The sequence below is a fragment of the Pelagibius sp. genome (assembly GCF_965227505.1).
Lineage (GTDB): Bacteria > Pseudomonadota > Alphaproteobacteria > Kiloniellales > Kiloniellaceae > Pelagibius.
The window spans coordinates 3,093,206-3,107,080 of sequence record NZ_OZ245757.1 but is presented as its reverse complement, the minus strand read 5'-3'; the positions used below and the strand labels follow the sequence as shown (position 1 = coordinate 3,107,080).

The 13,875-nt window shown below is 67.4% G+C and carries 14 protein-coding genes; 9 read left to right on the top strand and 5 right to left on the bottom strand.

Annotated features, from left to right (window positions below):
* Window positions 1-118: 118 nt before the first annotated feature.
* The gene (locus ACO06P_RS14825) at window positions 119-955 is read left to right on the top strand and encodes a class I SAM-dependent methyltransferase (RefSeq protein WP_420346008.1); all 837 of its coding nucleotides are present in this window, start codon (window positions 119-121) and stop codon (window positions 953-955) included.
* 4 nt (window positions 956-959) lie between these two features.
* The gene (gene ubiB / locus ACO06P_RS14820) at window positions 960-2,561 is read left to right on the top strand and encodes a 2-polyprenylphenol 6-hydroxylase (protein ID WP_420346007.1); all 1,602 of its coding nucleotides are present in this window, start codon (window positions 960-962) and stop codon (window positions 2,559-2,561) included.
* Window positions 2,562-2,630: 69 nt separating this feature from the next.
* Here the strand turns inward: ubiB and ACO06P_RS14815 are convergent, their stop codons facing one another.
* Window positions 2,631-2,996, bottom strand: coding sequence for a hypothetical protein (locus ACO06P_RS14815; protein ID WP_420346006.1), 366 nt, complete (start codon window positions 2,994-2,996; stop codon window positions 2,631-2,633).
* A gap of 142 nt (window positions 2,997-3,138) precedes the next feature.
* Between ACO06P_RS14815 and coaBC the strand changes: the two genes are divergently transcribed.
* The 5 genes from coaBC to ACO06P_RS14790 all read left to right on the top strand — a co-directional run bounded on the left by coaBC (window position 3,139) and on the right by ACO06P_RS14790 (window position 7,727).
* A complete protein-coding gene (coaBC, locus tag ACO06P_RS14810; RefSeq protein ID WP_420346005.1) occupies window positions 3,139-4,347 on the top strand; it encodes a bifunctional phosphopantothenoylcysteine decarboxylase/phosphopantothenate--cysteine ligase CoaBC in 1,209 nt (402 codons plus the stop codon).
* Window positions 4,348-4,380: 33 nt separating this feature from the next.
* Window positions 4,381-4,905 carry a dUTP diphosphatase gene (gene dut / locus ACO06P_RS14805; protein WP_420346004.1) on the top strand — a complete coding sequence of 175 codons (525 nt, stop codon included), beginning with the start codon at window positions 4,381-4,383 and terminating at the stop codon, window positions 4,903-4,905.
* A gap of 15 nt (window positions 4,906-4,920) precedes the next feature.
* The gene (locus tag ACO06P_RS14800; RefSeq protein ID WP_420346003.1) at window positions 4,921-5,376 is read left to right on the top strand and encodes an RrF2 family transcriptional regulator; all 456 of its coding nucleotides are present in this window, start codon (window positions 4,921-4,923) and stop codon (window positions 5,374-5,376) included.
* A 36-nt stretch (window positions 5,377-5,412) separates the two neighbouring features.
* Entirely contained in the window at window positions 5,413-6,465 is a 1,053-nt protein-coding gene (cysK, locus tag ACO06P_RS14795; protein ID WP_420346002.1) for a cysteine synthase A, read from the top strand.
* 446 nt (window positions 6,466-6,911) lie between these two features.
* Window positions 6,912-7,727, top strand: a complete 816-nt coding sequence (locus ACO06P_RS14790) for a HesA/MoeB/ThiF family protein (protein WP_420346001.1) — start codon at window positions 6,912-6,914, stop codon at window positions 7,725-7,727.
* Between the two features lie 65 nt (window positions 7,728-7,792).
* Here the strand turns inward: ACO06P_RS14790 and ACO06P_RS14785 are convergent, their stop codons facing one another.
* Together ACO06P_RS14785 and ACO06P_RS14780 are read right to left on the bottom strand one after the other, a co-directional pair.
* Window positions 7,793-9,229, bottom strand: coding sequence for a hypothetical protein (locus tag ACO06P_RS14785; protein WP_420346000.1), 1,437 nt, complete (start codon window positions 9,227-9,229; stop codon window positions 7,793-7,795).
* Between the two features lie 69 nt (window positions 9,230-9,298).
* Complete coding sequence (locus ACO06P_RS14780) at window positions 9,299-9,805, bottom strand: cupin domain-containing protein (protein WP_420345999.1); 507 nt, start codon at window positions 9,803-9,805, stop codon at window positions 9,299-9,301.
* A 172-nt stretch (window positions 9,806-9,977) separates the two neighbouring features.
* Between ACO06P_RS14780 and ACO06P_RS14775 the strand changes: the two genes are divergently transcribed.
* Window positions 9,978-10,991 carry a BMP family lipoprotein gene (locus ACO06P_RS14775; protein WP_420345998.1) on the top strand — a complete coding sequence of 338 codons (1,014 nt, stop codon included), beginning with the start codon at window positions 9,978-9,980 and terminating at the stop codon, window positions 10,989-10,991.
* A 152-nt stretch (window positions 10,992-11,143) separates the two neighbouring features.
* Here ACO06P_RS14775 and ACO06P_RS14770 read toward each other — a convergent pair whose 3' ends face one another.
* A complete protein-coding gene (locus ACO06P_RS14770) occupies window positions 11,144-12,130 on the bottom strand; it encodes a 2-hydroxyacid dehydrogenase (RefSeq protein ID WP_420345997.1) in 987 nt (328 codons plus the stop codon).
* Window positions 12,131-12,465: 335 nt separating this feature from the next.
* On the opposite strand from ACO06P_RS14770, the gene ACO06P_RS14765 reads away from it, so the two are divergent.
* Entirely contained in the window at window positions 12,466-13,101 is a 636-nt protein-coding gene (locus tag ACO06P_RS14765; RefSeq protein ID WP_420345996.1) for an SH3 domain-containing protein, read from the top strand.
* Between the two features lie 119 nt (window positions 13,102-13,220).
* Here ACO06P_RS14765 and ACO06P_RS14760 read toward each other — a convergent pair whose 3' ends face one another.
* Complete coding sequence (locus ACO06P_RS14760) at window positions 13,221-13,823, bottom strand: DUF3501 family protein (protein WP_420345995.1); 603 nt, start codon at window positions 13,821-13,823, stop codon at window positions 13,221-13,223.
* Between the last annotated feature and the right edge of the window lie 52 nt (window positions 13,824-13,875).

Here is a 13,875-nt window from a genome sequence, read left to right as displayed (position 1 = left end):
GTCCAGAAGGGGGATCGCTTGCACGGGGAATCGCTTGCAACGACTGTGACGAAGTGACCCTTGCCCGGGTCGGCGGCCAGAGTAGCGTGATCGGAGCGCGCGCGCTATGGTCCGCGCGATGAGCGCAAGCACAGCACCAGACAGAACGGGCCGGGACGAAGACGCCGCCTCCGAAGAGGAAGCGGAGCGCACCCACTTCGGCTACCGCGAAATCGCGGCGGCGCAAAAGGCCCCTCTGGTCCAGGACCTATTCCAGTCCGTCGCCGGACGCTACGACCTGATGAACGACCTGATGTCCGGCGGCATTCACCGGCTTTGGAAGTCGACCATGATCGACTGGCTGGACCCGAGGCCGGGCCTGCACCTGCTCGACACGGCCGGCGGCACCGGCGACATCGCCCTGCGCGTCCGCCAGCGCCTGGCAGCACGTGCCGGGGACGATGGGGCGGCGGCGCGGGCAGGCAGCCGCATCACGGTCTGCGATCTGACACCGGAGATGCTGGCGGTGGGGCGCGACCGTGCCCTGGACCGCGGCATCCTGGGCGGTATCGAGTGGATCTGCGGCGACGCCGAGTGCCTGCCGCTGCCCGAATCCTCCGTGAGTGCCTACACCATCGCCTTCGGCCTCAGGAACGTCACCCATATCGACAAGGCGCTGCGCGAGGCGCGGCGGGTTCTGAAACCGGGCGGGCGTTTTCTCTGCCTGGAGTTCAGCCGGGTGGTCGTACCGCTGTTCAGCGACCTCTACGACCGCTACTCCTTCAAGGTCCTGCCGGCCATGGGCGCGGCGGTCGCCGGCGACCGCGATGCCTATGTCTACCTCGCCGAATCGATCCGCCGCTTCCCGCCGCAGGACGATCTCGCCGCCATGATGACGGAGGCCGGGCTGAGCCAAGTCCGCTACCGAAACCTTTCGGGCGGCATCGCCGCACTTCACTCCGGCTGGCGAATCTAGCGCAATGCTCCGTACCATCCGGTCCCTTCTGCGCTTTCAGCGCATCGTCCGCACGCTGGCGCGCCACGACGCCCTGGCGCCGCTGGAGGAGACCGGCATCGCCCCGGGCGCCGTCTGGGTCGCCCGCCGGCTGTCGCGCCGCGCGGCGGAGGGGCGGCCCGGCCAGAAGCTGGCCCGGGCGCTGGTGGAACTGGGCCCCAGCTTCATCAAGCTGGGACAGATGCTGTCGACCCGCGCCGATCTGGTCGGCGATCAGGTGGCGCAGGACCTGGCCGACCTGCAGGACCGCCTGGCGCCCTTCGATGCAACCTTGGCCCGCCAGGCCATCGAGGAGGAGTTCGACAAACCGCCCGAGGCGCTCTTCGCCAATTTCGACGACGTTCCGGTCTCCGCCGCCTCCATCGCCCAGGTCCACCTCGCCACGGTGCGCGAACCGGCCGCCGACGCAGCCGCTGACGGCAACAGCGGGGCGCAGGGCGGCGAAGCAGAGCGCGTGGTGGAGCGGCCGGTCGCCGTGAAGATCCTGCGCCCTGGCATCGAAAAGGCCTTCGAGCGCGACCTGGAGTTTCTCTACTGGGTGGCGGAATGGGCCCTGCGCGCGCAACCGAAACTGCAACGCTTCAAACCCATCGACGTGGTTCAGGTCTTCGAGACCACGGTGCGGCTGGAGATGGATCTGCGCATGGAGGGAGCCGCCGCCTCGGAACTGGCGGAGAACTTCGAAGACGATCCGACCTATATGGTGCCGGCTATCGACTGGCAGCGCTCCTCCCGCCGGGTGCTCACCATGTCGCGGGTCAGCGGCATTCCCATGGACGACCGCGACGCCCTGCTCAGCGCCGGCCACGACCTGCAGGAGGTGCTGACCAAGGCGGCGGCGGTGTTCTTCAACCAGGTCTTCCGCGACGGCTTTTTTCACGGCGATCAGCACCCCGGCAACATGTTCGTCGACGCCGACGGCAACATCCTGGCGGTGGACTTCGGCATCATGGGCCGCCTGGACTGGCGCACCCGCCGCCATCTGGCCGACATGCTGATCGCCACGCTGGAGGGCGACTACCACCGCCTGGCCGAAGTCTATATGGAGGCCGGCTACCTGCCCCAGCGCCACGCCCTCGACGTCTTTGCCCAGGCGCTGCGGTCGGTCTGCGAACCGATCGCCGGGCGGCCGCTGAACGAAATCTCCTTCGCCCGCCTGCTGGCCCAGCTGCTGCGGCTGACCGAATCCTTCGATCTGCCGGTGCAGCCGCAGTTGCTGCTGCTGCAGAAAAACATGCTGATGGCCGAAGGGGTGAGCCGCAGCCTCGACCCTTCGCTCAACATCTGGGCCCTGGCGCAGCCGCTGATCGACGCCTGGATGCGGGAGAACCGTGGGCCCGAGGCGCGGCTGCGGGAGACCGTCGAAGACGTCCTCCACACGCTGCAGCGCCTGCCGGCCCTGGCCGATAACCTGGACCGGGCGACCGAAGAGCTGGCCGCCGGGCGAATCGGCCTGCACCCCGACACGCTGCAGCGGATCTCCCAGCGCCAGGCCAGCGGCCTGGCCCGCTGGGCCCTGGCGGCGGCCCTGGCGGCGCTGGTTTTGGCTGCGGTGGCGGCGTTTTAGCGGTCCGCTCGACCGCGCAGCTGCGCATTTCTCGAATCCGGGCGCCTTTGGCCTTCTCGTTGGCGCACCTCATTGCACCCGGAAAAGGTCTCCATCATCGAAGCCCACCGTCACAGCTTCGGCTTTTGCCAAGAAACTGTGCCGGCCTACGTCGGAAACGAGGAAAGCCTTCAGCGCCTCGATAACCTGTTGGCGGACATAACCCCAATCCTCTGAACCGGTTGGCGTCCGATCCAAGGGAAAGTAGCGCTCCGAAGGCGTGAATGCCTCGTCGCAGGCCCAGTCATCGTCGTCCGGATCGAAACGCCTTGCCCCCGTCAGATAGGCACAACAACCCTCTTCCGTTTCGAAGAGCCCCAGGTTGAACGCGATTACGGTTGTCGGCGGGCATTCGGCCTCCACCACGCGGCCCAACCACGCCTTCAGCCCTTTCAAATCCGCAATCCCTTGTATTGAAATCTGAATCTCCGCCGGAGACGCTGCCAACACTGTAGTGAATCAGTGCATCGCTTGCCATCACCGTCGCGAACGCATACCTTATCTACGACTCGAAACCGTGAAATCTGGGAAAACCGACGTGTTGACCGGAAAACGGATCCTTCTCATCGTTTCCGGCGGGATTGCCGCCTACAAATCCCTTGAGCTGATCCGCCGCCTGCGGGAGCGCGGGGCCGCGGTGCGCTGTATTCTCACCAAGGCCGGTGCGGAATTCGTGACACCGCTCTCCCTCTCCGCGCTGACCGAGGACAAGGTCTACGGCGAGCTCTTCTCGCTGACCGACGAAGCCGAGATGGGCCACATCCAGCTCTCGCGCGATGCCGACCTGCTGGTGGTGGCGCCGGCCTCCGCCGACATCCTGGCCAAGATGGCCCAGGGCCGCGCCGACGACCTCGCCTCCACCGCGCTGCTGGCCACCGACAAGGCGGTGCTGGTCGCCCCGGCGATGAACGTGCGCATGTGGGAACATGCCGCGACCCAGGCCAACCTCGCCCTCATCGAGGAGCGCGGTGTGCTGAGTGTCGGCCCCAACGAAGGCGACATGGCCTGCGGCGAGTATGGCTACGGGCGCATGGCCGAGCCGCTGGAGATCCTGGCCGCCATCGAAGGGGCGCTGCAGGCGCAGTCCGGCAAAGGGCCGCTGGAGGGCCTGCGCGCCCTGGTCACCAGCGGGCCGACCCACGAGCCCATCGACCCGGTGCGCTACATCGCCAACCGGTCCTCCGGCCGCCAGGGCCACGCCATCGCCGCCGCGCTGGCTCAACAGGGGGCCGAGACCACCCTGGTCTCCGGCCCCAGCCAGCTGCCGGACCCGCCGGGGCTGAAGACCCTGCACGTGGAAACCGCCGCGGAGATGCTGGCCGCCTGCCGCAGCGCCCTGCCTGCGGAGATCGCGGTCTGCGCCGCCGCCGTCGCCGACTGGCGCGCCGCCGTCCCGGCCCAGCAGAAGATCAAGAAGAACGGCGCACCGCAGAGCCTGGATCTGGCCGCCAACCCGGACATCCTGGCCGCGCTTTCCGAGGCCGGCAGCGCCCGCCCCAGCCTGGTCATCGGCTTCGCCGCGGAGACCGAGAACATCGTCGCCCAGGCGCAGGAGAAGCTGGCCCGCAAGGGCTGCGACTGGATCCTCGCAAACGACGTGGCGCCGGAGACCGGCACCTTCGGCGGCGACCACAACCAGATCCATCTGATCCGCGCCGAGGGCGTGGAGACCTGGCCGCAGATGACCAAGGCGGAGGTGGCGACCCGTCTCTGCCGCGAAATCGCTTCGACCCTCGGACGCGCCTAATCCTCTGACTGTAAGGACCTTTCGAAGACCCGCATGACTGCCACCGCCCCGACACAGACTCCCGAGACCATCACCGAAAACGCCGCACTCGCGGTTGCCGTCAAGCAGCTGGACCATGCCGCCGACCTGCCGCTGCCGGCCTATGCTACCGTCGATTCCGCCGGCATGGACCTGCTGGCCGCCGTCGCCGAGGACGTGGTGCTGGCGCCCGGCGAGCGGCGCCTGATCCCGACCGGCATCGCCATTGCCCTGCCGCCGGGGAGTGAGGCCCAGGTGCGCCCGCGCTCCGGCCTGGCGCTCAAGCACGGGCTCACCGTGCTGAACGCGCCGGGCACCGTCGATGCCGACTACCGCGGCGAGGTGGGGGTGGTGCTGATCAACCTGGGCCAGGAGCCCTTCACCATCACCCGCGGCAGCCGCATCGCCCAGATGGTGGTGGCGCGCTATGCCCGGGTCGCCTGGCGCCCGGTGGCCGACCTGGAGGACAGCGCCCGCGGCAGCGGCGGCTTCGGCTCCACAGGCCTCGCCGGCGGCCAAGCGGCCGCCAAGGCCCCTTAAGAAGCGGGGGCGCCCATGCTGAGGCTGTCGAAGAAACTGCTTTTCGCCATCGAGGCGGTGGTCGACATCGCCTATCACGCCGGCTCCGGCCCGGTGCGCTCCACCGACATCTCACGCCGCCAGGGCATTCCGCGCCGCTACCTGGAACAGGTGCTGCAGCAGCTCGTCCATCACGGCATCCTCGCCGGCCAGCGCGGCCCCAAGGGCGGCTACCGCCTGGCCCGCGAACGAAGACGAATCTCGATCGGCGAGATCATCCGCATCGTGCGCAAGCTGGAGGGCACAATCGACCCGGCCAGCGAGCCCGACGGCTCGGAGATCGGGGTCAAGATCGTGCGGCCGATCTGGATCGAGATGCAGCTGCAGATGATGGAGCGGCTGGACAACATCACCATCGAGCAGCTCTGCGAACGGGCGCGCGAACGCGGCATCATCAGCGAGGCCAAGAACGTGCCCGACTTCACCATCTGACCCTCCCCCCGCAACCGGCGCCGCCGAAGGACAGCCATGGAAGCAAGCAAGCGCATGACGCCGCGGCAAAGCGCCGACCCCTCGGCCGACACTCTGGCTGATACCCCGGCCGGCGAAAGCTGCGAGTTCCGCGGGCGCATCTACGATTCGATCCTGGAGACCATCGGCGCCACGCCGCTGATCCGCGTCGCCAAGCTGGCCGAGGCCCACGGCGCCGTCGCCGAGGTCGCCGGCAAGTGCGAGTTCTTCAATCCGCTGAACTCGGTGAAGGACCGCATCGGATTGTCCATGGTGGAAGCGCTGGAGGCCGACGGGCGCCTCAGCCCCAAGGGGGGCGACGCGGGCGGCCCGCAAGGCGTCATCGTGGAGCCGACCAGCGGCAACACCGGCATCGCGCTGGCCTTCGTCTGCGCCGCCAAGGGCTACCGCCTGATCCTCACCATGCCGGAGACCATGTCGGTGGAGCGGCGCAAGATGCTGCGCCTGCTGGGGGCGGAACTGGTGCTGACCGACGGCAGCCTGGGCATGAACGGCGCCGTCGCCAAGGCCGAGGAGATCCTGGCCAAGAACCCCGGCGCGGTGATGCCGCAGCAGTTCAACAATCCCGCCAACCCCGACGCCCACTATCGCACGACGGCGGAGGAGATCTGGCGCGACACCGGCGGGCGGGTCGACGTGGTGGTCTCCGCCGTCGGCACCGGCGGCACCCTGACCGGCGTCGGCGCCGCCCTGAAGGCACGCAAGGAGAGCCTGCAGATCGTCGCCGTGGAGCCGGAAGACAGCCCCGTGCTCTCCGGCGGCGCCCCCGGCCCCCACAAGATCCAGGGCATCGGCGCCGGCTTCATTCCCGGCAACCTGAAGACCGACCTGATCGACGAGGTGATCCGCATCGGCAACGACACCGCCTTCCGCCTGGCGCGGGAGGCCGCGGCCCTGGAGGGCCTGCCGGTGGGCATTTCGTCCGGCGCGGCGCTGGCCGCCGCCCTGGAAGTCGGCGCCCGGGCGGAGATGAAAGGCAAGCTCATCGTCGCCATCCTCCCCTCCTTCGCCGAACGCTACCTCTCGACCGACCTCTTCGAAGGGATGTGAAGGGAAAGCCCCCTCACCCTCCCGCTAACGCGGGCCCCTCCCTCTCCCTCGGAGGGGAGAGGGAAAAACGGGCGCGGCTCGAAAGAAAGAAACCCTCTCCCCTGGTGGGAGAGGGTTGCGAAGCCTTTGCGGGATCGAAGATCACGCTTAGGCGGAGCTGGGTGAGGGGGACAGTCGCAGGGATGGTCCAATCGCCCTGCTTGGGCTTGACCCGAGCATCCATCCTTCGAGACGCCGCCCGCACATGTCATAAGGGCGCGGCTCCTCAGGATGAGGCGGTTCTCTTCCTCATGCTGAGGAGCGCCCGCAAAGGGCGCGTCTCGAAGCATGCCGGGCCCGGCGCGCAGATGGACCCTCGGGTCAAGCCCGAGGGTGACGGAGTGGCAGGCGACAGGCGCTCCCCATCGCCCCTTTGTCCAACGGCCTCAAGGCGCTAGACTGGGCCCATGGATTTCTCGGACGACCAGATCGACCGCTACGCGCGTCACCTCGTGCTGCCGGAAATCGGCGAGGAGGGTCAGGCCAAGCTGCTGAATGCCCGGGTGCTGGTGATCGGCGCCGGCGGGCTCGGCTCGCCGCTGCTGCTCTATCTTGCGGCCGCTGGCATCGGCACGCTGGGCATCGTCGACGACGACGAAGTCGACCTCTCCAACCTGCAGCGCCAGGTGCTGCACGACACCGCCAACATCGGCATGGCGAAGGTCGAGTCCGCGCGTCGGCGCATCGCCGAGATCAATCCCGAGGTGAAGGTCGAGGCGCACTCCATGCGCCTGACTCCCGACAACGCCCTCGACCTCATCGCGCGCTACGACCTGGTGGCCGACGGGTCCGACAACTTCCCGACCCGCTATCTCGCCAACGACGCCTGCTATCTGGCGAAAAAGACTCTGGTCTCCGCCGCCATCATGCGCTTCGACGGCCAGCTTTCGACCTACAAGGCGCATGAGGGGAAGACGCCCTGCTACCGCTGCCTCTTCGGCCCGCAGCCGGGCGACCCCAAGGAAAGCTGCGCCGACGTCGGCGTGCTGGGCGCGCTGGCCGGCACGCTGGGCGCCCTGCAGGCCAACGAGGTGGTGAAGGAGGTGCTGGGCATCGGCCGGAGTCTCGCCGGCGAACTGCTGCTCTTCGACTCGCTGGAGACCACCTTCCGCAAGGTGAGCGTGCCGCGAGACCCGGGCTGTGCCCTCTGCGGGTCCCAGGCCACCATCCGCGACCTCCAAACCCTGGACTACCGCACCGGCGCAGCCCTCTGCGCGGTCTAGAGGTCGAGCGCCTCAGCGTCTGCGATCGCAAGGCGCCTGAAATCAACCGATATCATTTGCCGGTCCTAGTAGAGCAGTTGGGCCCAATACCAAGCCCAAGGGATCAGCATGCCGTAGAGCGCGACTAGGATGGTCACCCGCACCATGACCCGCGCCGTGCCGTAGCCGAGCGGGATTATGTAGGACGCGGTGAGTGTATGCCGGTCGGGCCCGAGTTCACGGTCTTTGCCGTGACGCATTACGAGATGATGCGCCGCCAAGACGAACAGCATCAGAACTGCGGCATAGAACGCCGAGAGCCCCGGCGAAATCCGTTCCACGGACATTTCCCAGAAGTAAAGGAACACCGGTAACGTCACCAAGACCGCCAGCCACGCTCGCTTATGGGACGGTTTTGCGGACCGCCAGGCGAGAAAACCCGGCAGCAAACCGACCAGCAGGAAGACCCAAAGCCACAATGAGGGGTCGCCGAGATCGCCAAGGACATTGGCCCGTGTGTTGTAGGCAGATTCGAAAAGCGCGACCAACATAAACGCAAGCAGTTGCGCGACCCCGAAGAGCATGCCGCCAACAGCAAACGAGAAGGCCGCCGCGTGCCAGCGCGAATTGCCGATGGGCTTCGTGATCCAGGCAAAGCCAAGGAAGCCACCGTAGATCAAGAGGCTGTAAAGGATCGGCCAAGAGTAGAGTTCAATGAACTCCAGAAGACTGAGCGGCTCCGTTCCAATGACATTGATGACAGAGAACGCCATCACGACGAACGTCAGGGCCCAGAACCGGCGCGCAAAGGGATGGCGGTCCGCCAAGAGCCTTCTGTCGATCACCGTGGGAAGCGGCCGAAAGGCAAGGCGCACCACACGCCGACCGCAGCCCATCACGTCGAGTGCAACGCCCAGCACAACGAGCAGGAATGCGAAACTCGTCGAGACCCCTAGCAGAATGCCGAAAGCGCCCTCCGTCGTAAGCCACTGCAGGTGGAGGAGACTGTCGAAGCCGCGAAGGTTGGACGGGACCCGTTGATTCAAAATGGCGGGGGCGAGATGAACGACCACAAGCGGAACTAAGAAAAGCGCGCCCAGCCAACCGAAGACCCGCAGGGTTGCCAGCGCGAGCATCGCGATGCCTACACCTGCAACAGCCAATGAGAATCCCCCTGGCTCCACTGGATTGGCGGAGATGTGACCATAGTGCCAGAAGACAACGCTTCCGGAGATGCCTGCGACTGCGGCCAAAGCCAAATCCGTCGCGCATGGCAGCTTCAGCCGGCGCGACGGGAACAACAGGAAGGCGAGGCAAAGGGCGAAGCCCATTTCCAGGCCACGCACTTCTGTGTTGTTTGCGATCAGGCTGAGCCCCCCGATGTCCCCCACCATGTAAGGGATTGGTGAGCCGACCCAAAGATGGATAAAGACCCAGGCCACCGCGAGGCCCACGCCGATGCGCCAGCGTGGATCGCGCTCCTGCGTGGCGACAGGCGTTGCTTCGGCGTTCAAGGCAACCATGGCGTCATGGTTGCATAGGAGTGGTTATCCCTCAACCACCCTGATTTGCCTCCCGGACACGGTCATCTCTCAGTCCTTCGCCAGGAAATCGGTGAAGCTGAGCTGCTGGGCGTCCTTGTCGTCGTAGGCCTGGATGCCGCCGGGGCCGAAGAGGATGCGCTTGCCGAGGCGCGGGAAATGGCCGATGTCGAGGCCGCTGCGCTCCCCGCCCATCAGGTAGACCAGATCCTCGTCGGCGGGGTTGGTCAGGTGGTGCGGCGGGCCGCCGGGGGCGGGAAAGCCCATGAAGTCGCCGGGCCCGACCTCGAAGACCTCCTCGCCGATTTCCGCCCGGCCGCGGCCGGAGAGGATGTAGAGGAACTCCTCGTCGCGCTCGTGGCTGTGGTAGATGAAGCTCTCCCGGCCCGGCGGCACGCGGCCCAGGGTGAGGGAGACGCGGGTCAGGCCCGCCGCAGGGGCCAAGCTCTTCAGGTAGATGTCCGACTTGGGATTGAAGGGATGACGGATGTGAACCTCCGGCATCTCGGCGATATCGGCAGCGGTGAGCAGGGGCTTGGCCGCGGGGGTCTCGGTCATCGGGGACTCCTTCCTAGACAGGTGATCGGGAAAGGCGATCGGGCGGCGTCGACCGTGGCGTACGGATTGCGGAATCGCAGGAACGGACGAAAGCGTCCGTTTCGAAGAAGGGCGAAATAGCATAGCTTTTAGCCATTCGCACCGCCTATCGGGCCAACCAAGAGAGGCTTCTTTGTTCCGCCGCATCCCCCTTATCGCCGTTCTGCTCTGCTTCATTACCGCCCCCGCTGCAGTCACAGTCGCGGACGCCAAGGATGCCGGACCCGCCGTGGTCTATTCGGTGGGCGGCAAGTTCGACGGCTCCTTCAACGAGGCAGCCTTCCGCGGGGCTGAGCGCTTCAAGGCCGACACCGGCGCGCCCTACGCCGAGTTCGAGATCAACTCCCCGGCCCAGAGCCTGCAGGCGCTGAGGACCTTCGCCCAGCGCGGCTATTCGCCCATCGTCGCCATCGGCTTCAATCATGCCGGCGCTCTGGCCCAGGTGGCGCCGGACTATCCGGAGACCGACTTTGCGATCATCGACATGGTGGTCGAGGCGCCCAACGTGCGCTCGGTGGTGTTCCGCGAGCAGGAGGGTTCCTACGTCGTCGGCCTGCTGGCGGCGATGGCCTCCAAAACCGGCACCCTGGGCTTCGTCGGCGGCATGGACATCCCGATCATCCGCAAGTTCGCCTGCGGCTACATCCAGGGTGCGCGCAGCGCCAACCCGCAGGCCAGGGTCCTGGTCAGCATGACCGGCAACACGCCGGCGGCCTGGACCGACCCGGCGCGCGGCGCGGAACTCACCCGCTCCCAGATCGAACAGGGCGCCGACGTCATCATCCAGGCCGCCGGCGGCACCGGCATCGGCGTGCTGCAGGCCGCCGCCGACGGCGGGGCGCTGGGCATCGGCACGGATTCCAACCAGAACGGCCTGCACCCCGGCAAGGTGCTGACCTCCATGAGGAAGCGCGTCGACGTGGCGGTCTACGAGAACTTTCAGGCCGCGCGCGACGGCCGCTGGACGCCCGGCGTGCAGGTGCTGGGCCTCGCCGAGGGCGGTCTCGACTGGGTAATCGACGACAACAACCGCAGCCTCATCACGCCGGAAATGGAAGCCGCCGCCGCTGCGGCGCAGGCAGCCATCGTCGGCGGCGCCGTCAAGGTCCACGACGCCTCCACCGAGGGCCCCTGTCCGGTGCAATAGGGCTACGGCAGCCCCTTCACCCAGCTACGCCTAGACTCGGCTGAACGCCTCGCCAAAAGCTGCGCAACCCTCTCCCCGTGGTAGAGAGGGCGGGACCCGCGCCAGCGGGAGGATGAGGGGAATCGACGGTTTCGGCGGTCGCCTGAGCGACCCTAAAACATCGTCTCCAGCACGCGGTCGGGCGGGGTGTGGCCGTCGACGAAGGTCTTGATGGAGATGATCACCTTCTCGCCCATGGCCAGGCGCCCCTCGATGGTGGCCGAGCCCATGTGGGGCAGCAGCACCACGTTGTCGAGGCGCAGCAGCTTGGGATTGACGGCCGGCTCGTGCTCGAAGACGTCGAGGCCGGCGCCGGCCAGCTCCCCGGCCTCCAGCGCGCGGGTCAGGGCGTTCTCGTCCACCACCTCGCCGCGCGAGGTGTTGACGATGTAGGCCTCTTCGCGCAGCAGCTTGATGCGCCGGGCGGAGAGCAGGTGAAAGGTCGCCGGGGTGTGCGGACAGTTCACCGAGATGATGTCCATGCGCGAGAGCATCTGGTCGAGGCTCTCCCAATAGGTCGCCTCCAGTTCCTCCTCCAGGGAGGGATGCACCCGCCGCCGGTTGTGATAGTGGATCGACATGCCGAAGCCGCGGGCGCGCCGCGCCACGGCGCTGCCGATGCGGCCCATGCCGATGATGCCCAGGCGCTTGCCGTTGATGCGGTGGCCCAGCATGCCGGTCGGCGCCCAGCCCTGCCAGTCGCCGGAGCGCACCAGGCGCTCGCCCTCTGCCAGGCGGCGCGGCACCGAGAGGATCAGCGCCATGGTCATGTCGGCGGTGTCCTCGGTAAGGACGCCCGGCGTGTTGGTAACGGTGATGCCGCGCTGACGGGCGGTCTTCAGGTCGATGTGGTCGACGCCGGTGCCGAAGGAGGCGATGAGCCGCAACTGCGGACCGGCCTGGGAGAGCACGGCGGCATCGATGCGGTCCGTCACCGTCGGCACCAGGATCTCGGCCTCTTTCGCCGCCTCGATGAGCTGGGCCTGGGAGAGCGGCTTGTCCTCCAGATTGAGCTGGCAGTCGAAGAGCTCCATCATCCGCGTTTCGATGGCATCCGGCAGGCGGCGGGTGACGATGACGCGGACCTTCTTGTGGGGCATGGCTTCTCACTCGACCTGACTAAATCGACTGGGCTGGACCGACCGGGCTGGAACGGCGCAGAGGAAGGGCAGCCGCCGCCCTTGACGGGCAGCGGGCAGAGCCCGGGTCCTGGCTTTGCCATAGCAGGCGGAGCGCGGGCTTGTCCAGGGCGCGCGGAAAACCCCGGCACAGGCCGGCGCGTTCCGCCCTGCGGCCGATCAGCGCGCCACTCAAGAGACCCGGCCGGAGGATCAGGTTCCCGGATCGACAGGCCGCCGCCCGGGCTTACTCCACCTCTCCCTACTCCCTCCGGCTGTCTTGACCGGACGCGAAGCCGGGCGATAGGAAGAAGGCCATGCGGATTCCGGCCCTACGACCCTGCAACGCCCCCCGATCCGGCGTGCCCATAACCAGCGCGCCCAAAACGCGCCGTCTGGCGGCGGCGCTTGTGCTGGCGGGCCTTGTGGCCCTGCCGGCCGCGCTCACCGTCCCTGCCGCTGCTCCTGCGGCCGCCGAGGACACCGCCGCGGCGCCGGCGTCACAGGCGGAGGCCGCGCGCCCCAGCCCGCCCGGGCGCACCGGCCTGCCGCTGCCGCGCTTCGTCAGCCTGCGCGCATCGGAGGTGAACCTGCGCAGCGGACCGGGCACCCGCTACCCCATCGACTGGGTCTATCGCCGCAGCGGGATGCCGGTGGAGATCATCGACGAGTTCGACACCTGGCGGCGCATCCGCGACTGGCAGGGGACCGAGGGCTGGGTCCACCAGTCCATGGTCCAGGGACGGCGCAGCGCGCTGATCACCGGCCAGCGCCGCACCCTGAAGCGGCGCCCGGAGGCCGATGCCCCCGGCGTGGCCATGCTGGATGCCGGCGTGATCGCAAAACTGGAGCGCTGCCGCACCGCCTGGTGCGAGGTCTCGGCCGGCGGCTATAGCGGCTGGCTGCCGCGCGACAGCTTCTACGGCCTCTACCCGGACGAGGAGGTCAGGTAGGCGGCTTCATGCTTCGAGACGCGTGCTCACGCACGCTCCTCAGCATGAGGAAGTGTTTACCTTTCACCTCACCCAGAGGAGGCGCGGAGGCGCCGTCTCGAAGGGTGGGTAGCGCAGCCTCAGGCGAAATCCTGCGCCAGGGCGCTGCGCACGTCCTCCGGCAGGATGGTCATGTGGCCGTATTCCTGATGGGTGAAGCCCAACACCACCCGCGTGCCCGGCGTTCTGAACTTCGTGATCTGCGCCTCGGTGAAGTGGAAGTGGATGAACTGCACGGAGGAAGCCTTGCCGTCCGCCGTGGTACGGTCGACGTCCTCTTCCGGCTTGCCGAAGATGCGCTCGCCGTCGACCTCGAAGAAGGCGGTCTCCTCGACACCGCCCAGCTTGGAAAGGAAGGTCTTGCGCCTCAGCGGATCGTCGATCTCGAACATCACCGTCGCCACCAGTTCGCGGCCCTGGGGAATCAGCGGGTTGTAGGCGCTGAGCTCGTCGGCGATCTGCTCCTCGCCGCCCTTTTCGATGTAGAGCATCTCGTGGACCTGGGCCCACATGGTCTCGTAGTTCTCGAAGTAGAAGGTGCAGACCGGGCCAATCTCCTGGCGCCGGAACTTCTTCTTCTCCACCAGATCGCGGCGCAGCTCGCGGCGTTCCTCGGCGTAGGCCTTCATCGGCAGGATATCGTCGCGGGTGATCTCTCGTTTCATCGCTAGTCCGGCGTTCATGATCGGGGGGTCCTTCTGGTCTGTGCCATCGGCTGGTCCAGGCTCTTGGCTA

Excerpts from the sequence above, each read along its gene's own strand:
- dut (WP_420346004.1), top strand. The coding sequence starts at position 4,381 with ATGACTGCCACCGCCCCGACACAGACTCCCGAGACCATCACCGAAAAC.
- ACO06P_RS14790 (WP_420346001.1), top strand. The coding sequence starts at position 6,912 with ATGGATTTCTCGGACGACCAGATCGACCGCTACGCGCGTCACCTCGTG.
- ACO06P_RS14800 (WP_420346003.1), top strand. The coding sequence starts at position 4,921 with ATGCTGAGGCTGTCGAAGAAACTGCTTTTCGCCATCGAGGCGGTGGTC.
- ACO06P_RS14770 (WP_420345997.1), bottom strand. The coding sequence starts at position 12,130 with ATGCCCCACAAGAAGGTCCGCGTCATCGTCACCCGCCGCCTGCCGGAT.
- cysK (WP_420346002.1), top strand. The coding sequence starts at position 5,413 with ATGGAAGCAAGCAAGCGCATGACGCCGCGGCAAAGCGCCGACCCCTCG.
- ACO06P_RS14780 (WP_420345999.1), bottom strand. The coding sequence starts at position 9,805 with ATGACCGAGACCCCCGCGGCCAAGCCCCTGCTCACCGCTGCCGATATC.
- ACO06P_RS14785 (WP_420346000.1), bottom strand. The coding sequence starts at position 9,229 with ATGGTTGCCTTGAACGCCGAAGCAACGCCTGTCGCCACGCAGGAGCGC.
- ubiB (WP_420346007.1), top strand. The coding sequence starts at position 960 with ATGCTCCGTACCATCCGGTCCCTTCTGCGCTTTCAGCGCATCGTCCGC.
- ACO06P_RS14765 (WP_420345996.1), top strand. The coding sequence starts at position 12,466 with ATGCGGATTCCGGCCCTACGACCCTGCAACGCCCCCCGATCCGGCGTG.
- ACO06P_RS14825 (WP_420346008.1), top strand. The coding sequence starts at position 119 with ATGAGCGCAAGCACAGCACCAGACAGAACGGGCCGGGACGAAGACGCC.
- ACO06P_RS14760 (WP_420345995.1), bottom strand. The coding sequence starts at position 13,823 with ATGAACGCCGGACTAGCGATGAAACGAGAGATCACCCGCGACGATATC.